The organism is Enterobacter sp. JBIWA008, assembly GCF_019968765.1.
Lineage (GTDB): Bacteria > Pseudomonadota > Gammaproteobacteria > Enterobacterales > Enterobacteriaceae > Enterobacter.
Genome location: NZ_CP074149.1, coordinates 339,117 through 357,273, shown reverse-complemented (window position 1 = coordinate 357,273; position 18,157 = coordinate 339,117). Strand labels below are relative to the sequence as shown.

Below are 18,157 nucleotides of genomic sequence, written 5' to 3'. Positions count from 1 at the left end.
AATCACCGCATTCAGCTCAGCAGCGTGAAGGCAATCATCCCGACAATCGCCCCCGTTGTGCCGAGGATGGTTTCCATCAGCGTCCAGGTTTTCAGGGTTTGCGCTTCGGTCGCGCCGGTAAATTTACCGAAAAGCCAGAAGCCTGCATCGTTAACGTGGGATACCACAATCGAGCCGCCCGCGATGCAGATTGAGAGCGCCGCCATCTGCGCACCGGAGTAGTTCAGCTGTTCAATCACCGGCATCACCAGACCCACGGCGGTTAAACACGCCACGGTTGCGGAGCCCTGAATGATACGCACCGCTGCGGCCAGCACAAAGCAGGTAACCGCAATCGGCAGGCCCATTCCGGTCAGCGCTTCGCCCAGTGCCGGGCCTACGCCGGAATCCACCAGCACCTGCTTGAACACACCCCCGGCACCGATCACCAGCAGGATAATGCCCGCAGGCTGCAGCGCGGCGCCGCAGATCTCCATCACGCGGTCTTTCGGCATCCCCTGACGCATCGCCAGGCCGTAAATCGCCACCAGACACGCCACCAGGATCGCGGTGAACGGGTGACCGATGAACTCAAACCACTCGTAGGCGCTGGAACCCACCGGCACAAAGCGCGCGGCGATGGTTTTCAGTCCCACCAGCACCAGCGGGAGCAGGATCAGCGACAGGCTGAAGCCGAAGGACGGCATTTTGCCCTCGCCCAGGTGCGGCTCGGTGATGTCGTCCGGAATGTGCAGCTCAACGTAGCGGCTGATGAAGTTGCCCCACAGCGGACCGGCGATAATCATCCCCGGGATCGCGGCGCAGAGGCCAATCAGGATCATCCAGCCAAAATCAGCGTGCATCTGGGAGGCCAGCAGCATCGGCGCAGGCCCCGGCAGCAGAAACGCTGCGGCGGCCGCCACGCCCGCAAACAGCGGAATAACCAGCTTCACGAGGTTAGTGCCGGTATGGCGCGCCATGGAGAACGCGACGCTTATCAGCAGCACAACGGCCACTTCAAAGAACAGCGGCAGCGCGCAGATCAGGCCAGCCAGGCCAATCGCGTAGTGCGCACGGCTGTGGCCGAAGGATTTCAGCATCTTGACGGCAATCTGGTCGACCGCGCCCGTCTCGTGCAAAATCTTGCCAAACATCGCGCCAAGGGCGACCACAATCGCCAGGAAGCCCAGCGTGCCGCCCATCCCTTTTTCCATCGTCGCGGCGATCTTGTCGAGCGGCATACCGGAAAAGAGACCTGCACCGATAGAAACCACCATCAAAGCAACAAAGGCATGCATACGCGCCTTCATCACTAAAAACAGCAGTAGCAATACGGAACCCACTGCTGTCAAAACAAGCGTTAATGTACTCAAAACTTACTGCCTTTTATTAATGACCTCGATGGTGCTGGCAACAACACCGTCCAGCGGCTGATCGATATCAACCACTAATACGTCCCTCTCGTCCGCACCCGGCTCCTGCAGCGCTTCAAACTGCGTGACCAGCATCTGGGTTTTAAAGAAGTGCCCTTTACGCGCCTTCAGACGGCTTTCAATCACCTCGAAATCCCCTTTCAGGTAGATGAAAGAGAGATTCGGGTTGCCGTCGCGCAGCAGGTCGCGGTAGGTTTTTTTCAGCGCGGAGCAGACGATCAGGGAGACTTTGTTGGTACGCTGCATCGCGAACGCGGCGTCATTCAGCGCCTGCAACCACGGTTTGCGGTCGTCGTCGTTCAGCGGCTCGCCGGAGGCCATTTTCATGATGTTGCTGCGCGGATGGAGGAAGTCGCCATCAAGAAACGCAGCCTGGAGTTGATGCGCCACTTCGCTGGCTACGGCTGATTTCCCGCTACCGGAAACGCCCATCAGGACGTAGACGTGGTGATCGTAATTAGTCGTGCTCAAAGGGTGTCCCTCAGTCAATTGTTACGGGTAACAGTTATCGGTAACATTGTCCTGCTGGGGCAAAAGAGAAGCAATATCCAAACGTGCGCGAAGTGAATAAGTGTGAGCTACTTCAAATTTGTCAGTTCAAATAGATCCACCCGGTGACAAGGTGAAACCTAAATCTAACATTTTTGGGGTAACCGTCTCGCCACGAATGCGCGCCAGCAGGCGTTCTGCGCCAATGCGGCCCATACGTTCACGTGGGGTCAGGACGCTCGCCAGACGCGGCTCCATCACCTGGCCAATGTCGTGGCCGTGGAAACCGGCGATCGCCATATCATCAGGGATCTTCAGCCCCAGACGCTGACACTCAAACGCCGCGCCAACAGCAAGGTCATCGTTGGTACAGAAAATACCGTCCAGTTGCGGATACTCGCGTCGTGCCTGACGCATCAGCTCAATACCCGACGTATAGGAAGAGGACTGCTCCACCATCACGCTGTACGGGGTTAAGTTCGCGTCGAGCATCGCCTGCTCGTATCCCTTCTGTTTGATGATAGTACGTTCATCAAGACGCGCGCCCAGATAGGCGATATGACGATGACCGCGGGCAATGATCGCCGCCGTCATCTGGCGCGCCGCTTCGAAGTTATCGAACCCCACGGCGATATCGAGGCACGGGGACTGGCTGTCCATCAGCTCCACCACCGGAATGCCGGCCACTTCAATCATTTTGAGCGTGCGGGCAGTGTGGGTACGTTCGGTTAAAATCAGGCCATCGATGTTCCAGGAAAGCATGGACTCAAGACGTTCCTCTTCCAGTTCCGGCTTGTACCCGTAGTGGGCGAGCATGGTCTGATAGCCAAAAGCATCGGTGACGCTTTCAATGCCGCGCAAAACTTCGGCGAAAACCTGGTTGGTCAGGGAAGGAAGCAGGACGCCCACCGCACGGCTGGTCGCATTGGAGAGAATATCGGGTGCGCGGTTGGGGATATAACCCAGTTCATCAAGGGCAGCGGCAATCTTGCCACGTAACGCCACGGAAACCTGTTCCGGGTTACGTAAAAAACGGCTGACCGTCATTTTGGTCACACCGACGCGATCGGCGACATCCTGAAGTACGGGGCGTTTCTTTTTCATCGTCCTGAGAAATCTTGAAGTGAGAGATTTGCTCAGTTTATCACGGACAAAGCCCATCCTTCCCCTGTCAAAGGGAAGGATGGGCATTTATTTATGATTTATTACACCGGCGGCAGGTCAAACAGCAGAATTTCGCTTTCGCTGTCGGCGTGCACGGAGAGTGCCTGCTCATCCCAGACGGCCAGACCGTCAGCGGTAGTCGCTTTGGTGCCGTTGATAGTCACCTCGCCTTTTACCACCTGGATCCACACGCGGCGGTTGGCGGCAATCTGGTGCAAAGACTGTTCGTCTTTCGCCAGCGCCCAGCGGTACAGCTCCATATCCTGATGCACCTTCAGGGAACCTTCACGCGCATCCGGGGACAGCACCAGCTGTTTGCCCTGCTTTGCATCGAAGCGGCGCTGCTCGTAGCGTGGCGTGATGCCGGTCTCTTCTGGAATGATCCAGATTTGATACAGGTGCAGTTTTTCCGTTTTGCTCGGGTTGTACTCGGAGTGACGCACCCCGGTACCCGCGCTCATAATCTGGAACTCGCCCGCCGGAACCTGCTCTTTGTTGCCCATGCTGTCCTGGTGTTCCACCGCCCCTTCCAGCACATAGGTCAGGATTTCCATGTCTTTGTGCGGGTGGGTACCGAAGCCCTGGCCTGCATCAATCACGTCGTCGTTAATCACGCGCAGTGCGGAGAAGCCCATGAAGTTTGGGTCGTAGTAGTCGGCAAACGAGAATGAATGCCATGAGTCCAGCCAGCCATGATTCGCGTGACCACGTTCGTTTGCTTTGCGTAAGTAGATCATTGTTTCACCCTCAGTTCGTTTCGATGGAGTAAGTGTGGACGCAAACCGCCTGGGATCATAGAGGGTGAAAATTGACTCCTCTGTTCAAAAATTATGAATAAGCGCAGAGGAGCCGTTTTTGCTTATTTCGCGAGGGTTACCGTGGCAGGAGAAGCCTGCCCGAAGGCCCGCTCGAGGATTTCCAGGTTGGTCAGAACGTCAGATTCCTTGACGTAATTCGGCGCGCCGGTTGTGAGTGTTTCATACAGCGCATCGTAGACGCGCCCATAGTCGCCGGTTTCCGGTTCACGTTCTTCCCTGACCGTCACGCCCTCATCGTTCACATACTCCAGCACGCCCACGGAATCATCCGCCGCAAAACCCGCTTCGCCCGGCATGATGTTGGCCTTCAGGCTCGTCTCCTGCTGGTCGATGCCGTACTTGATAAACGAGCCTTTGGTGCCGTGAACGATAAATTTCGGATAGTCGATTTTTACCAGATGGCTGGTTTTGACGATGGCCTTCAGGTCGCCGTAGAACAGCTGCGCTTCAAAGGTGTCGTCCGGGTTGGCTTTATTACGCAGGCTGCGGATGTCATATGCCACGAGGTCCGGGCGGCCAAACAGGGAGATGATCTGGTCCATGGTGTGCACGCCGAGGCCATAGAACGAGCCGTCCTGCGGCAGGCCGGGCTGGGTTTCCGCGACCGGACGGTAGTAATCGAAGTGGCTTTCAATTTCCACGATGTCGCCCAGCTTGCCGCTTTCAATCGCCTTTTTCGCCGTCAGGAAGCAGCTGTCAAAGCGACGGTTCTGGTACGGCGTGACGGTCAGCCCTTTGCTTTTCGCCAGCGCGAACAGTTCCTTCGCTTCGGCGATGGTCGGGGTGAACGGCTTTTCCACCAGCACGTTTTTACCCGCCTCCAGTGCGCGCTTCGCGTACTCAAAATGGCTGTCTGCGTGGGTGCAGACAATGACCAACTTCACCTGCGGATCGTTAAGCACCTCGTCGAGATCGCTGGTGAAATGAATGTGGGAATACTGCGGGGATTGCTCTTCCGGCTTCGCGCGGCGGCGGAAGATGTGTGCCACGTGCCAGCTGTCTTTACGGTTGAGAACATACGGCAGGTGATAGCGGGTCGTACTTTTACCAAATCCAATAAATGCGCAATGTAGTGTCATGGCTCAGTCCTTTTGGAAGGTTACTGAGTCTAACCATAACAAAAAAAAGCCAGCTAAAAGCTGGCTAAAGTAATACTGGAAGCAATGTGAGCAATGTCGTGCTTTCAGGTTCCCGTAGGGGTCTTCCTGAATGCAGAGCAATAACAATCATTATCATTCGCACTTGTCCAATACTTTTTGCAAAAAATAGCGGTTGACTCAAATTTTAAAGTCATTGATGTTGGAAAGGACGTTTAACTGACTGAGGAATAAGGAATGAGTGAGATAGTGATACGCCACATCGAACCCAGCGATGCAGAAGCTTTGCGCGACATCATGTCGCATCCTGATGTGTATCACGACACGCTACAGCTCCCTCATCCCTCAATGGAAATGTGGCACGAACGCGTTGCGACAAAACCAGGCCGACGCCATCTTGTTGCCTGTCTGGAAAAGCGCGTCATTGGGCACATGGCGCTGGACGTGATGGAAAACCCGCGTCGCAGCCACGTTGCCACATTCGGTATCAGCGTGGCAGCGGATATGCAGGGTCGCGGCGTAGGCCGCAGGCTCATGAGCGAAATGGTTAATCTGTGCGACAACTGGCTGCGTATCGAACGAATCGAACTGACGGTCTTTGCCGATAACCCAGCGGCTGTTGCGCTCTATAAAAATTTTGGCTTTGAAATCGAAGGGACCGGCAGGAAATTTGCCCTGCGCAACGGTGAATATGTAGACGCGTATTATATGGCGCGAATGAAGTAGCTTGTTGCCCTCACCCTAACCCTCTCCCACCGGGAGAGGGAATGAAAAACACAGGCCGGGTAAGGCGAAGCCACCACCCGGCAACACATCAATACCCCGCCGACAAATCATCCACCGAACGCGGATCTGATGCGCCAAACAGCGCCCCGTCTGGCCCCACCATAATGCTCTGGGTACTGCCCATCGCCTCTTTCACCGCCACCTTCTGCCCACGCTGCTCAAGCAGCTTAATAGTATCCGGGCTAAAGCCCTTCTCGACGCGCAGCTCGTCCGGCAGCCACTGGTGATGGAAACGCGGGGCGTTGGTCGCTTCGGCGACGTTCATCCCAAAGTCGATGCTGTTCACCACCATCTGCAGCACGGTAGTGATAATACGGCTGCCGCCAGGGCTGCCGGTTACCAGCCAGGTTTTCCCGTCTTTCACGACAATTGTAGGCGACATAGACGACAGCGGACGTTTCTTCGGCCCTACCGCATTTGCATCGCCGCCGACCAGCCCGTAGACGTTCGGCACGCCCGGCTTGGCGGAGAAGTCATCCATCTCGTTGTTCAGCAGAATGCCGCTGTTGCCCGCCACAATCCCGGTGCCGAAGGTGGTGTTGAGCGTATAGGTCACCGCCACCGCGTTACCGTCTTTATCCACCACCGAGAAGTGGGTGGTCTGGTTGCTTTCGTACGGCGCCAGCTTGCCGGGGCGGATCTCGCTCGACGGTTTGGCCTTGTTGATGTCGATCTGTTCCGCAATCGATTTGGCATACGCCTTGTTGGTCAGCGCCTGCCATGGCACCTTCACGAAGTCCGGATCGCCGAGATATTCCGAACGGTCGGCGTAGGCGCGTTTTTCCGCTTCCGCCATCACCTGCATGGCATCCGCGCTGCCGAAGCCGAACTTGTGCATATCGAAGTTTTCAAGAATGTTGAGGATCTGCACGATGTGGATCCCCCCGGAGGACGGCGGCGGCATTGAAAAGACCTCGTAGCCGCGATAGGTGCCGTTAATCGGCTCGCGCTCCACCGCCTTGTATTCAGCCAGATCCGCTTTGGTGATGAGCCCGCCGTTCTTTTGCATCTCTTCCGCAATCTGGTCGGCAATCGCCCCTTTGTAGAAAGCGTCCGGACCGTGCTCCGCAATCAGCTCCAGGCTTTTGGCGAGATTCTTCTGCACCAGCCTGTCGCCCTTCTTCAGCGGCTCACCGTCTTTCCAGAAGATGGCCTTGCTGTTTTCATGATTGGGAATGACTTCGCTGCCGTAGGTCTTGAGATCGTCCGCCAGAGCGTCATTCACCACAAAGCCCTCTCGCGCCAGCCTGATGGCAGGCTGCACCACCTTGTTCAGCGGCATCGTGCCGTATTTTTCCAGCGCCAGCGAGAAGCCCGCGACGGTACCCGGCGTGCCGGAGGCGAGATGCGAGGTCAGGGATTTTTTGCTGTCAGGGTTGCCCTGGTCGTCGAGGAACATATCGCGGGACGCCTGAGCAGGCGCCATCTCGCGGAAGTCGATTGCGGTAGTTTTGCCGTCTTTGGTGCGCAGCATCATAAAGCCGCCGCCGCCGAGGTTCCCCGCCTGCGGATGCGTTACCGCCAGCGCATAGCCGACGGCGACCGCTGCATCCACCGCGTTACCGCCCTGCCTGAGAATATCGACGCCCACTTTTGTTGCCAGCGCATCCACCGACGCCACCATGCCATGGGTTGCCCGCACGGGATGAAAAACATCTTCCTCCACGCCGTAAGAGACCGGAGGCGCCGCTGGCGGGTTGGCCGCCACGCTAAATGTACCGCCTGCCATCAGCGCGGCGATGGCGACCCAGCGCAAAAACGTTGGTTTCATCATTATTGTTCTCCAGGTGAAGGGATCCATATTCCCCGCTTAAGCCTGGTTCACAACTCCTAAAAAATCATCGTCATGGTGAAATAGGGGTAAACTTAAGAGAGACCTCAAAAGGAGGAAATGACAATGAAACGCTTGATGATTCTTACGGCGCTGATCCCGTTTGCCGCGCTCGCACAGCCACTCAACACCATGAACAACCCGAACCAGCAGGGCTACGTCATCCCCAGCCAGCAGCGTATGCAAACCGAGATGATGAGCCAGCAACAGCAGCAGAAAGGGATGCTTAACCAGCAGTTGAAAACGCAGACCCAGTTGCAGCAGCAAAGCCTGCAAAATCAGATGAACGCCAACACCCAGCGTGTACAGCAGGGGCAGGTGCGCGAGCAGCCGCTGCCGAATAAAAACGGCGGGATGTTGGGTGGGATGACGTCGTCAGGCAGCGGACAGCAGCATATGCTGCCGCCGCAGTCGAATGGCAGTATGCTTAATCAGCAGAACTAAAGTTCGGGCCAATCAGATCGATTGCATCGGTACAGATACTGTCCACGCCCCAGCGCAGCAGTTCGGCTGCACGCTGGGGTTTGTTGACGGTGTAAACCAGAATATGCAGACCCGCGTCTTTCAGCATCTTCACCCGCGCCTCGTCCAGCAGCTTGTGATTAAGATGAATAGACACACACGCTAAGCGGGTCGTCAGCTCGTGCCAGTCCCCGCGCCACTCGTCCAGCAGCAGCCCGCGCGGCAGCTCAGGCGCGGCCTCCTGTGCGGCCTCCAGCGCATCGATTTCAAATGATGACAGCAGCGGCGCGGTCATCCCTTCCCACAGCTCGCGCGCGGCCAGCGCAATCACTTTGCCCGTCAGCGCCCCGGTGCCGGTGGTCGGTTTGATTTCGATATTGGCCATCATGCCGTGCTGACGACAGCGATCGGCCACTTCCGCCAGCAGCGGTAGCGGTTCGCCTTTGAATTCGCCGCTGTACCAGCTTCCGGCGTCCACCTTCAGCAGGTCGCGCCACGGCAGTTCACCCGCCACGCCCCAGCCGTTGCTGGTGCGTTCGAGATTATCGTCATGCAGCAGGAAAATTTCGCCGTCTTTCGACAGCTTCGCGTCGAACTCGATCATCGTGTGACCGTAGCGCGCGCCAACGTCAATCGCCGCCAGGGTATTCTCCGGGGCCAGCTTACCGCCGCCCCGGTGGGCGACGACGTGGGGATAAGGCCAGTTGCTCATACTCGTTGTCCTGTTTCACCGTCAAACAGGTGCAGATGATTTTCCGGCAGGTGAAGCCACAGCGTGCTGACTGCTTTAGGGCGCTCCTGATGGGCCAGACGCACCACCATTTTTTGCTCGCCCCAGCGACCGTGCGCCAGGTTATCTGCACCCAACATCTCCAGCGTGTCCATCACCAGCGGCACGCCGCCGTCCGCCTGAGAGGTTAAACCAATATGCTCCGGGCGGATACCGAGCGTCATCTTACGCCCGGCGTAGCCACGATAGTACCAGTTGACCGGCAATGCCATCCCGCTTTCCAGCTCAAAGTGCGTGCCCGCGCTGCTGATACGCCCTTCCAGCAGGTTCATGGCCGGGCTGCCGATAAAGCTCGCCACAAAGCGGGTGGCGGGTTTCTCGTACACTTCCACCGGAGTGCCAATCTGCTCGGCGATGCCTTTGTTCATCACCATCACGCGCTGGGCGAGGGTCATGGCTTCGACCTGATCGTGGGTCACGTACAGGGAGGTGGTTTTCAGACGACGGTGCAGCTGCTGCAGCTCAAGACGCATCTGCACGCGCAGCTTGGCATCAAGGTTAGACAGCGGCTCGTCGAAGAGGAATACCGCCGGATCGCGCACGATGGCGCGCCCCATCGCCACGCGCTGGCGCTGTCCGCCGGAAAGCTCGCGCGGGCGGCGCTTGAGCAGGCCGTCCAGCTCAAGAATGCGCGCCGCCTCCTTCACGCGCTCGTCGATATGGCCTTTGCCCATGCCGCGGATTTTCAGCCCCCAGGCCATGTTCTCTTCCACGCTCATGTGCGGATAGAGGGCGTAGTTCTGGAACACCATCGCAATGCCTCTGTCTTTCGGCTCCATCTCGGTGACGCGCTGGCGGTCAATCCAGATATCCCCGGACGTCACGCGCTCCAGCCCGGCCACCATGCGCAGCAGCGTGGATTTTCCGCAGCCGGACGGGCCGACCATTACGATGAATTCCCCGTCCGCCACGTCGAGCGTTAACGGCTGAATAACCTGGGTTTTGCCATCCCAGCTTTTGGTGACTGCCTGTAATTTTAAACCTGCCATCTTATTTCTCGCTATCGACCAGGCCGCGGACAAACGCACGCTGCATGGCTAAAACAATGACTACGGGTGGGATAAGGGTGAGCAGCATCGCCGCCATCACCTGGTTCCAGAGGGTGGTGCCTTCGCCGGTGGCGATCATGCCTTTGATGCCCGCCACGGCGGTGCCGAGGTTGACGTCCTGAATAATCAGCAGCGGCCACAGATACTGGTTCCAGCCGTAGATAAAGGTGATCACAAACAGCGCGGCCAGGTTGGTTTTCGACAGCGGCAGCACGATGTCGCGGAAGAAGCGCATCGGCGACGCGCCGTCGATGCGCGCGGCTTCAATCAGCTCGTCCGGCAGAGTCATAAAAAACTGGCGGAACAGGAAGGTCGCGGTGGCCGAGGCCATTAGCGGCAGCGTCAGGCCCGCGTAGCTGTCGAGCATCTTCAGGTTGGCGATGACCTCCACCGTCGGGAAGATACGCACCTCAACCGGCAGCATCAGGGTGATAAAGATCATCCAGAAGAAGAGGTTACGCAGCGGAAAGCGGAACCAGACGATGGCGAAGGCCGAAAGCATCGACACCGTGATTTTGCCGACCGTAATGCCGAACGCCATGATGAAGCTGTTGAGCATCATCAGCCAGAACGGCGCGCTGTTGGCGCCCACGCCCTGGGTCCAGATGGTCTTCATGTTCTCGAAAAGATGGCCGCCGGGAACCAGCGTCATCGGCGTGTCGAACACGGCTTTGGTGTCCAGCGTGGCGGCGACAAAAGCCACGTACAGCGGGAACAGGATGACGATAATCCCTAAAATCAGCATGGTATGGCTGAAAATCGTCAGCCCGCGACGGTTCTCAATCATTGGTAGCGCACCTTACTTTCGACATAGCGGAACTGCACCACCGTGAGGATGATGACCAGGAACATCAGCACGACGGACTGCGCGGCGGAGGCCGAGAGATCCAGACCGGCGAAACCTTCGCGGTAGATCTTATAGATAAGCGTCGTTGTCGCCTGCACCGGGCCGCCTGCAGTCGCCGCATCGATCACCGGGAAGGTGTCGAAGAAGGCGTACACGAGGTTAACCACCAGCAGGAAGAAACTCACTGGGGCGATCAGCGGCAGCGATAATCTGAAGAAGCGACGAATCGGCCCTGCGCCGTCAATCGCGGCGGCTTCCACCAGCGAGCGCGGGATGGACTTCAGCGCGGCAAAGAAGAACAGGAAGTTGTAGCTGATCTGCTTCCACACCGAGGCGAACACCACCAGGAACATCGCCTGACCGCTATTCTGGGCGTGGTTCCAGTCGTAGCCGAACTCTGCCAGGAAGTGGGTAATTAACCCGCGACCGGGGTTAAACAGGAAGATCCACAGCACGGCGGCCACGGCGGGAGCCACGGCGTAGGGCAGCAGCATCAGGGTTTGATAAATTCGGCTGCCGCGCACCACGTAGTCCACCAGCGCGGCGAAAAACAGCGAGGCAACCAGACCGCTGACGGTTACGAGGGCGCTGAACTTCATCGTTGTCCAGAAAGAGTCCAGGTAGTAGCTGTCATGGAACAGCGCGGTGAAGTTGTCCAGGCCAACAAACTGGCTGGAGAGCCCGAAAGGATCGACGCTTTGTACCGAGTACCACAGCGCTTCGCCCGCAGGCCAGATAAAGAAAATAACGGTGATGACCAGCTGCGGCGCGACCAGAAGATAGGGTAGCCAGCGGGAACGGAACACCGGACGGGATGATGACATAGGTTTGCTCAGGTTGGTTTCCCCTCAGCCCGGCCCTCTCCCACAGGGAGAGGGTTAGGGTGAGGGGAAAAAGATTAAGACTTCGTCGACTGCTCAAAGCGGCGCAGCAGCTGATTCCCGCGCTCTACCGCTGAATCCAGCGCCTGCTGTGGCGTTTTCTTCCCGGTCCACACGCTTTCCAGCTCCTCATCCACGATGGTGCGGATCTGCGGCATATTGCCCAGACGCAGGCCTTTAGTGAACGGCAACGGCGGCTTGTTCAGCATCTGGCGCGTCGCGATGTCCGCCCCTGGGTTCTTACTGTAGAAGCCCTGCTCGCGGGTCAGGTCGTACGCGGCTTTGGTGATCGGCAGGTAGCCGGTCTTCTGGTGCCATTCGGCAGCGTTTTCCGGCTTCGCCAGGAAGTCGAGGAACTCGGCTACGCCTTTATAGGTGCCTTTGTCTTTGCCCTGCATGACCCACAGGCTCGCCCCGCCGATAATGGCGTTCTGCGGCGCGCCCTTCACGTCTGCGTCGTACGGCATCATGCCCACGCCGTAGTTGAATTTGGCGTAGTGACGGATATCCGCCAGCGAGCCGGACGAGGCGGTGGTAATGGCGCAATCGCCGTTGTAGAACTTCTCGGTGGATTCGTCTTTACGACCGAAGTAGCTGAAGTCGCCCTTCTTGTTCAGATCGGCAAGCAGCGCGATGTGCTTCACCTGCTCCGGCTTGTTGAACTCCAGTACCGCATCGGTACCGTCGAAGCCGTTGTTTTTGGTCGCAACCGGCAGGCCGTGCCAGGCGCTGAAGTTTTCAATCTGGATCCAGCCCTGCCAGCCGCTGGCGTAGCCGCACTTCATCCCCGCCGCCTTCAGCTTCGCGGTGTACTCCGCCAGGTCCTGCCAGGTTTTTGGCGGCTGCTCCGGGTCTAAACCAGCTTTTTTGAAGGCGTCTTTGTTGTAGTAGAGCACCGGCGTAGAGCTGTTAAACGGCTGTGACAGCAGATGGCCGGTTTTGGAATCGGTGTAGTAACCCGCTACGGTCGGCACAAACTGGGATTCATCGAAGTTGATACCCGCTTCTTTGAACACTTCATAGACCGGCTTGATGGCTTTGGAGGCCATCATGGTGGCGGTGCCCACTTCATAAACCTGTAACAGTGCAGGCGCGTTGCCGGTACGGAAGGCGGCAATGCCCGCGCTCAGGCTCTGCTCGTAGTTACCTTTGTACACCGGCACAATTTTGTAATCCGGATGGGTGTCGTTGAAACGCTGCGCCAGGGAGTCAACTTCTTTACCCAACTCCCCTTCCATGGAATGCCAGAACGGAATGGTGGTGACAGCCATTGCGTTCGTCGCAAAAGCCAGACCGATTGCCAGACCCAAAGCTGTGTGTCGTAACGATGTCATTGTCATCTCTCTTATTGTGCCGGATGCGCGATATCACGCGTTTTATGCTCGCGAGGTAACATGACATGCTCGAATTACAGAAAAATAACTGTTTGTTTACAGATAAGTGACAGCCAGGCGTCAGGGGGATGATGGTTGTGTGAAGGGGTGTAGTGGTTAAAAAAGCCGGGTGGCGGCTACGCCTTACCCGGCCTACTCGATCCCTGTAGGCCCGGTAAGCGCTGCGCCACCGGGCGATACAGACGGCTCAGCCGCCCAGATACGCGCTCCGCACCGCCTCGTTCGCGAGCAGCGCGTCGCCGGTATCCTCGAGCACCACCCGACCGTTCTCCAGCACGTAGCCGCGGTCGGCAAGCTTCAGCGCCTGGTTGGCGTTCTGCTCGACGAGGAAGATGGTCATCCCCTCTTTACGCAGTTGCTCAATGGTGTCGAAGATCTGCTGAATGATGATCGGCGCCAGACCGAGCGACGGCTCGTCCAGCAGCAGCAGGCGCGGCTGGCTCATCAGCGCGCGGCCAATCGCCAGCATCTGCTGCTCGCCGCCGGACATGGTGCCCGCACGCTGGATGCGGCGTTCCCACAGGCGCGGGAAGAGTTCGTACACCCACTTGATGCGGGTCTGGTATTCATCGCGGTGGGCGAAGAAACCGCCCATCGCCAGGTTCTCTTCCACCGTCATACGCGAGAATACGCGACGCCCTTCCGGAACAATCGCTACCGCCTCGCGCATGATTCTGGCCGTCTGCCAGTCGGTAATGTCTTTGCCGTCAAACACAATCCGCCCGCTGGTAGCGCGCGGGTCACCGCACAGGGTGCCGAGCAGCGTAGTTTTACCCGCGCCGTTGGCGCCAATCAGGGTGACGATTTCACCCTGATTGATATGCAGGCTGACGTCGTGCAGCGCCTGGATCTTACCGTAGTGCGCGTTTACCTTGTCGAACGTTAACATCGCTTTTTCCATCTTATGCCTCACCCAGGTATGCGCGGATCACGTCCGGATTGTTGCGGATCTCTTCCGGCGTGCCGTTTGCCAGCGGCGTGCCCTGGTTTACCACGTAGATACGGTCCGAAATGCCCATCACCAGCTTCATGTCGTGCTCAATCAGCAGGATGGTAGTGTCGTGACTATCGCGCAGCTCGGCAATCAGCTCGTCCAGCTCTTTGGTCTCTTTTGGGTTGAGGCCCGCCGCCGGTTCATCGAGCATCAGGATTTCCGGCTGCGTCACCATGCAGCGCACAATCTCCAGGCGACGCTGGTCGCCGTAGGCCAGGTTGCTTGCCTGACGGTTGGCGTGCTGCAGCAGACCAATTCGGTCAAGCCAGGTGGCGGCGCGGTCAAGCGCTTCATCCTGCGCGCGGCGGAAAGCCGGGGTTTTCAGCAGGCCTGAGAACAGCCCGGTTTTCAGCTGCTGATGCTGTGCCACCAGCAGGTTCTCAATCACCGTCATCTCGCGGAACAGACGCACGTGCTGGAAGGTACGCACCACGCCCATGCGGGCGATCTGCTGGCCAGGCAGCCCTTCCAGGTGCTGGTCGCGCAGCATGATGGTGCCGCCCGTCGGCTTGTAGAAGCCGGTCAGACAGTTGAAGACCGTGGTCTTTCCCGCGCCGTTCGGGCCAATCAGGGAGACAATCTCTTTCTTGTGCAGATCCAGTGACACATTGTTGACCGCCAGCAGGCCGCCAAAACGCATCATCAGACCGTTAACGGATAATAATGGCTGACTCATGCCTGCTCTCCTTTCGCCTGAGTGCGTTTCAGCTTCAGCTGTGGACGAGTCATCGGCAGCAAGCCCTGCGGACGCCAGATCATCATCAGCACCATCAAACCACCCAGCATCAGCATGCTGTATTCGTTAAAGTCGCGCATCAGCTCGCGCGAGACCACCAGTAGGATGGCCGCGAGGATAACGGCAAACTGCGAGCCCATCCCGCCGAGCACCACAATCGCCAGCACAAAAGCGGATTCGGCAAAGGTGAACGATTCCGGGCTAACGAAGCCCTGACGCGCGGCAAACAGCGTTCCGGCGAAACCGGCAAACGCGGCGCTGATGGTGAACGCGGTCAGCTTGATGCGGGTCGGGTTCAGGCCCAGGGAGCGGCAGGCGATCTCATCTTCGCGCAGCGCTTCCCACGCGCGGCCCAGCGGCATACGCAGCAGGCGGTTAATCACGAACAGCGTAATCACCACCAGCAGCAGCGCCACCAGATAGAGCCAGATCACGCGGTCGGACGGGTCATACTTCACGCCGAAGAAGTTGCTGAAGGTATCCCAACCGCCTTCGCGGGCGGTACGGCTGAACTCCAGGCCGAAGAAGGTCGGTTTCGGGATCTGGCTGATGCCGTTCGGGCCACCGGTCACTTCGGTATTGTTCAGCAGCAGGATACGGACGATTTCGCCGAAGCCTAAGGTGACAATCGCCAGGTAGTCACCGCGCAGGCGCAGTACCGGGAAACCGAGCAGGAAGCCGGCAGCGGCAGAGACCAGCCCCGCCAGCGGCAGGCAGGTCCAGAAGCCGAGACCGTAATAGTGGTTCAGCAGCGCGAAGGTATAGGCGCCGATGGCGTAGAAGCCGCCGTAGCCCAGCACCAGCAGGCCCGAGAGCCCCACCACCACGTTCAGACCGAGACCGAGAATCACGTAGATCATGGTCAGGGTAGCGATATCCACGGTGCCGCGAGACACCACAAACGGCCACGCCACGGCGGCGACCAGCAGCGCCACGAGGAACAGCTTCTGCTTCACGGTAGAACCGTCGATTGCCGGCAGGACGAACTTCGGCCCGGAGACGTTTTTCAGCGTCTTCTGGAACAGCGGGCGCAGCAGCTGGAACAGGAACACCACGGCAGTGCCGATAAACACCCACTGCCAGCGAATATCGGGAGCGGTATCCACTACCAGCTTCGTGCCGTCCAGACCTAACTGGACGCCCATAAAGACGCTCGCCAGCACGAAGAACATGGCGGCAGAGAGCAGTGCCATTGCAAAATGCATCGGTTTCATACTTTCTCTACCTCCGGACGGCCCAGAATACCGGTAGGCATCACCAGCAGAACCAGAATTAGCAGGGCAAACGACACCACGTCTTTATATTCCGTGCTCAGGTACGCCGAGGAGAGCGCTTCCGCCACGCCCAGGATCAGGCCACCGATCATCGCGCCCGGAATACTGCCGATACCGCCCAGTACCGCCGCGGTGAAGGCTTTCATCCCGGCCATAAAGCCGATGTACGGGTTGATCACACCGTAGAACTGGCCGAGCAGGACTCCCGCCACCGCGGCCATCGCTGCGCCAATTACGAAAGTCAGGGCAATCACGCGGTCGGTGTTGATGCCGAGAAGACTCGCCATCTTCAGGTCTTCTGCACACGCGCGACAGGCGCGTCCCATACGCGAGTAGCGGATGAACAGCGTCAGGGCGAGCATCGCAATAAAGGTCACCACCCAGATAACCAGCTGCATGGTGGTGATAGAAGCCGAGAAGTTTTCGCTGGCTCCCACAATCCACTGGCCGTTAAACAGGCTTGGCAACGCCACGTCGCGCGAACCTTCGGTCAGGCTGACGTAGTTTTGCAGGAAGATCGACATCCCGATCGCGGAGATCAGCGCGATCAGGCGCTTGGAGCTGCGTACCGGCCGGTAGGCCACGCGCTCGATGCTCCAGCCGTAGGCGCTGGCTATCACAATCGCGCCGACAAACCCGGCTGCGACCAGCAGCCAGCTGCTGTCGATGCCCATCATCATCAGGGCGGCGATAATCATAAAGGAGACGTAGCTACCGATCATGTACACCTCGCCGTGGGCGAAGTTGATCATGCCGATAATGCCGTAAACCATCGTATAGCCGATGGCGATCAGCGCGTAGGTGCTTCCCAGCGTAACGCCGTTAAACATCTGCTGCAGGAAATAGAGAAACTGCTCGGACATATGCAAACCTTTTTATACCCGCCCGTGATGCCGGGCGGTGGGATAATTATTTGGCGGCCGAGGATGAACCGTCGGCGTGCCACTTAAAGACACCAAACTCAAATCCCTTCAGATCGCCTTTCTCATCCCAGTTCAGCGGCCCAATCACGGTGTTCGCCCCGTGTGCTTTTAAATCTTTCACCAGATCCAGCGGTTCTTTGCTGCCGGAGCGATCCAGCGCGGTAGCCAGAGACTGTACGGCTGCATAGGTGATCCAGACGTACGGACCACTCGGATCTTTCTTCTGCGCCTTGAGCGCATCCACGATAGCCTTGTTGGCCGGATCCTGGTCATAGCGTTTTGGCATCGTCACCAGCATGCCTTCGGCAGAATCTCCTGCGATGTTTGACAGGGAGGCATTGCCCACGCCCTCTGGCCCCATAAACTGGGTTTTCAGACCGGTGGCGCGCGCCTGACGCAGCATCTGGCCCATCTCCGGGTAATAGCCGCCGTAGTAAACGAAGTCGATATTCTCTTTTTGCAGACGGGCGATCAGCGCGGAGAAGTCTTTCTCACCGGCGGTAATGCCGTCGAAGAAGACGATGTTCGCGCCGCCTTTTTTCAGGCCGTCCTGAACGGAGCGCGCCAGGCCTTCGCCGTACTGCTGTTTGTCATGAATAATGGCAATGCGCTGTGGCTTAACGGTCTCGAGGATGTATTTGGCGGCGGTGGGCCCCTGCGAGGAGTCCAGACCGGCGGTACGCATAATGTGCTGATAGCCGCGCTGGGTCAGCTCTGGGTTAGTTGCGCCAGGGGTGATCATCAGGATGCCTTCATCTTCGTAGATATCGGACGCAGGCTGGGTGGAGGATGAACACAGGTGGCCGATCACATACTGGATACCGTCGTTGACGATTTTGTTGGCGACCGCGACGGCCTGTTTCGGATCGCAGGCGTCGTCATATTCCACGCCTACCAGCTTGTCGCCTTTGATGCCGCCCTTAGCGTTGATGTCTTTAATGGCCTGGCGCGCGCCGTTGAACTCCATGTCACCCCACTGGGCAACAGGGCCGGACATCGCACCCACTACCGCAACTTTAATGTCCTCCGCCATAGCGGCATGCGAGATCGACAGTGCGACCATCCCCGCGATTAACGTCTTCGCGTTCCTTTTCATCTCTGAATCCCCATTCGTGATGTCGTGTTTATATTTTGTTTTATTATGGTTAAAAAGCATTCTGTACTTTTAATGAACAACGCTATTTTTACCAGTGCCTTTAATGGTTTAGCG

At 58.0% G+C, this 18,157-nt stretch carries 18 protein-coding genes; 2 read left to right on the top strand and 16 right to left on the bottom strand.

Features of this window, described 5'->3' with window-relative positions; translation table 11 throughout:
• Positions 1-11: 11 nt before the first annotated feature.
• From gntU to KGP24_RS01670, 5 genes are all read right to left on the bottom strand, one after another.
• Positions 12-1,352, bottom strand: coding sequence for a gluconate transporter (gene gntU, locus KGP24_RS01690; protein WP_010436459.1), 1,341 nt, complete (start codon positions 1,350-1,352; stop codon positions 12-14).
• A 3-nt stretch (positions 1,353-1,355) separates the two neighbouring features.
• Positions 1,356-1,883, bottom strand: coding sequence for a gluconokinase (gntK, locus tag KGP24_RS01685; protein WP_223562169.1), 528 nt, complete (start codon positions 1,881-1,883; stop codon positions 1,356-1,358).
• A 126-nt stretch (positions 1,884-2,009) separates the two neighbouring features.
• On the bottom strand, positions 2,010-3,005 hold the full coding sequence (gene gntR, locus KGP24_RS01680; protein ID WP_021242747.1) for a gluconate operon transcriptional repressor GntR: 996 nt from the start codon (positions 3,003-3,005) through the stop codon (positions 2,010-2,012).
• Between the two features lie 101 nt (positions 3,006-3,106).
• Complete coding sequence (locus KGP24_RS01675) at positions 3,107-3,802, bottom strand: pirin family protein (protein WP_223562168.1); 696 nt, start codon at positions 3,800-3,802, stop codon at positions 3,107-3,109.
• Between the two features lie 122 nt (positions 3,803-3,924).
• A complete protein-coding gene (locus tag KGP24_RS01670) occupies positions 3,925-4,962 on the bottom strand; it encodes an oxidoreductase (RefSeq protein WP_223562167.1) in 1,038 nt (345 codons plus the stop codon).
• 255 nt (positions 4,963-5,217) lie between these two features.
• On the opposite strand from KGP24_RS01670, the gene yhhY reads away from it, so the two are divergent.
• Entirely contained in the window at positions 5,218-5,706 is a 489-nt protein-coding gene (gene yhhY, locus KGP24_RS01665; RefSeq protein WP_223562166.1) for an N-acetyltransferase, read from the top strand.
• A gap of 88 nt (positions 5,707-5,794) precedes the next feature.
• On the opposite strand, the gene ggt is transcribed toward yhhY, so the two are convergent.
• Entirely contained in the window at positions 5,795-7,540 is a 1,746-nt protein-coding gene (gene ggt, locus KGP24_RS01660) for a gamma-glutamyltransferase (protein ID WP_223562165.1), read from the bottom strand.
• 123 nt (positions 7,541-7,663) lie between these two features.
• On the opposite strand from ggt, the gene KGP24_RS01655 reads away from it, so the two are divergent.
• Positions 7,664-8,041, top strand: a complete 378-nt coding sequence (locus KGP24_RS01655) for a DUF2756 family protein (RefSeq protein ID WP_223562164.1) — start codon at positions 7,664-7,666, stop codon at positions 8,039-8,041.
• Here the strand turns inward: KGP24_RS01655 and ugpQ are convergent.
• From ugpQ to livK, 10 genes are all read right to left on the bottom strand, one after another.
• Positions 8,025-8,771: a glycerophosphodiester phosphodiesterase gene (gene ugpQ / locus KGP24_RS01650; protein ID WP_223562163.1), complete on the bottom strand. Its 747-nt coding sequence runs from the start codon at positions 8,769-8,771 to the stop codon at positions 8,025-8,027. The two genes, KGP24_RS01655 and ugpQ, sit on opposite strands and share 17 nt — an antisense overlap.
• Positions 8,768-9,838, bottom strand: a complete 1,071-nt coding sequence (locus KGP24_RS01645; RefSeq protein WP_223562162.1) for a sn-glycerol-3-phosphate import ATP-binding protein UgpC — start codon at positions 9,836-9,838, stop codon at positions 8,768-8,770. The genes ugpQ and KGP24_RS01645 overlap by 4 nt, the downstream gene beginning before the upstream one ends.
• A 1-nt stretch (position 9,839) precedes the next feature.
• Positions 9,840-10,685, bottom strand: a complete 846-nt coding sequence (ugpE, locus tag KGP24_RS01640; RefSeq protein WP_223562161.1) for a sn-glycerol-3-phosphate ABC transporter permease UgpE — start codon at positions 10,683-10,685, stop codon at positions 9,840-9,842.
• On the bottom strand, positions 10,682-11,569 hold the full coding sequence (ugpA, locus tag KGP24_RS01635; protein ID WP_223562160.1) for a sn-glycerol-3-phosphate ABC transporter permease UgpA: 888 nt from the start codon (positions 11,567-11,569) through the stop codon (positions 10,682-10,684). Before ugpA ends, ugpE begins: the two co-directional genes overlap by 4 nt.
• A gap of 74 nt (positions 11,570-11,643) precedes the next feature.
• Complete coding sequence (ugpB, locus tag KGP24_RS01630; protein WP_223562159.1) at positions 11,644-12,960, bottom strand: sn-glycerol-3-phosphate ABC transporter substrate-binding protein UgpB; 1,317 nt, start codon at positions 12,958-12,960, stop codon at positions 11,644-11,646.
• A 247-nt stretch (positions 12,961-13,207) separates the two neighbouring features.
• Entirely contained in the window at positions 13,208-13,921 is a 714-nt protein-coding gene (livF, locus tag KGP24_RS01625; RefSeq protein ID WP_008500102.1) for a high-affinity branched-chain amino acid ABC transporter ATP-binding protein LivF, read from the bottom strand.
• A 1-nt stretch (position 13,922) separates the two neighbouring features.
• Positions 13,923-14,690 (bottom strand): high-affinity branched-chain amino acid ABC transporter ATP-binding protein LivG, encoded by a 768-nt coding sequence (livG, locus tag KGP24_RS01620; protein ID WP_134347329.1) that lies wholly within the window; start codon positions 14,688-14,690, stop codon positions 13,923-13,925.
• Positions 14,687-15,964, bottom strand: a complete 1,278-nt coding sequence (locus tag KGP24_RS01615) for a high-affinity branched-chain amino acid ABC transporter permease LivM (RefSeq protein ID WP_223562158.1) — start codon at positions 15,962-15,964, stop codon at positions 14,687-14,689. The genes livG and KGP24_RS01615 overlap by 4 nt, the downstream gene beginning before the upstream one ends.
• Positions 15,961-16,887 (bottom strand): high-affinity branched-chain amino acid ABC transporter permease LivH, encoded by a 927-nt coding sequence (gene livH / locus KGP24_RS01610; RefSeq protein WP_013099131.1) that lies wholly within the window; start codon positions 16,885-16,887, stop codon positions 15,961-15,963. The genes KGP24_RS01615 and livH overlap by 4 nt, the downstream gene beginning before the upstream one ends.
• A 46-nt stretch (positions 16,888-16,933) precedes the next feature.
• Positions 16,934-18,043: a high-affinity branched-chain amino acid ABC transporter substrate-binding protein LivK gene (livK, locus tag KGP24_RS01605; RefSeq protein ID WP_024906696.1), complete on the bottom strand. Its 1,110-nt coding sequence runs from the start codon at positions 18,041-18,043 to the stop codon at positions 16,934-16,936.
• Positions 18,044-18,157: the final 114 nt, after the last annotated feature.

Excerpts from the sequence above, each read along its gene's own strand:
- gntR (WP_021242747.1), bottom strand. The coding sequence starts at position 3,005 with ATGAAAAAGAAACGCCCCGTACTTCAGGATGTCGCCGATCGCGTCGGT.
- KGP24_RS01675 (WP_223562168.1), bottom strand. The coding sequence starts at position 3,802 with ATGATCTACTTACGCAAAGCAAACGAACGTGGTCACGCGAATCATGGC.
- KGP24_RS01670 (WP_223562167.1), bottom strand. The coding sequence starts at position 4,962 with ATGACACTACATTGCGCATTTATTGGATTTGGTAAAAGTACGACCCGC.
- yhhY (WP_223562166.1), top strand. The coding sequence starts at position 5,218 with ATGAGTGAGATAGTGATACGCCACATCGAACCCAGCGATGCAGAAGCT.
- ggt (WP_223562165.1), bottom strand. The coding sequence starts at position 7,540 with ATGATGAAACCAACGTTTTTGCGCTGGGTCGCCATCGCCGCGCTGATG.
- KGP24_RS01655 (WP_223562164.1), top strand. The coding sequence starts at position 7,664 with ATGAAACGCTTGATGATTCTTACGGCGCTGATCCCGTTTGCCGCGCTC.
- ugpQ (WP_223562163.1), bottom strand. The coding sequence starts at position 8,771 with ATGAGCAACTGGCCTTATCCCCACGTCGTCGCCCACCGGGGCGGCGGT.
- KGP24_RS01645 (WP_223562162.1), bottom strand. The coding sequence starts at position 9,838 with ATGGCAGGTTTAAAATTACAGGCAGTCACCAAAAGCTGGGATGGCAAA.
- ugpE (WP_223562161.1), bottom strand. The coding sequence starts at position 10,685 with ATGATTGAGAACCGTCGCGGGCTGACGATTTTCAGCCATACCATGCTG.
- ugpA (WP_223562160.1), bottom strand. The coding sequence starts at position 11,569 with ATGTCATCATCCCGTCCGGTGTTCCGTTCCCGCTGGCTACCCTATCTT.
- ugpB (WP_223562159.1), bottom strand. The coding sequence starts at position 12,960 with ATGACATCGTTACGACACACAGCTTTGGGTCTGGCAATCGGTCTGGCT.
- livF (WP_008500102.1), bottom strand. The coding sequence starts at position 13,921 with ATGGAAAAAGCGATGTTAACGTTCGACAAGGTAAACGCGCACTACGGT.
- livG (WP_134347329.1), bottom strand. The coding sequence starts at position 14,690 with ATGAGTCAGCCATTATTATCCGTTAACGGTCTGATGATGCGTTTTGGC.
- KGP24_RS01615 (WP_223562158.1), bottom strand. The coding sequence starts at position 15,964 with ATGAAACCGATGCATTTTGCAATGGCACTGCTCTCTGCCGCCATGTTC.
- livH (WP_013099131.1), bottom strand. The coding sequence starts at position 16,887 with ATGTCCGAGCAGTTTCTCTATTTCCTGCAGCAGATGTTTAACGGCGTT.
- livK (WP_024906696.1), bottom strand. The coding sequence starts at position 18,043 with ATGAAAAGGAACGCGAAGACGTTAATCGCGGGGATGGTCGCACTGTCG.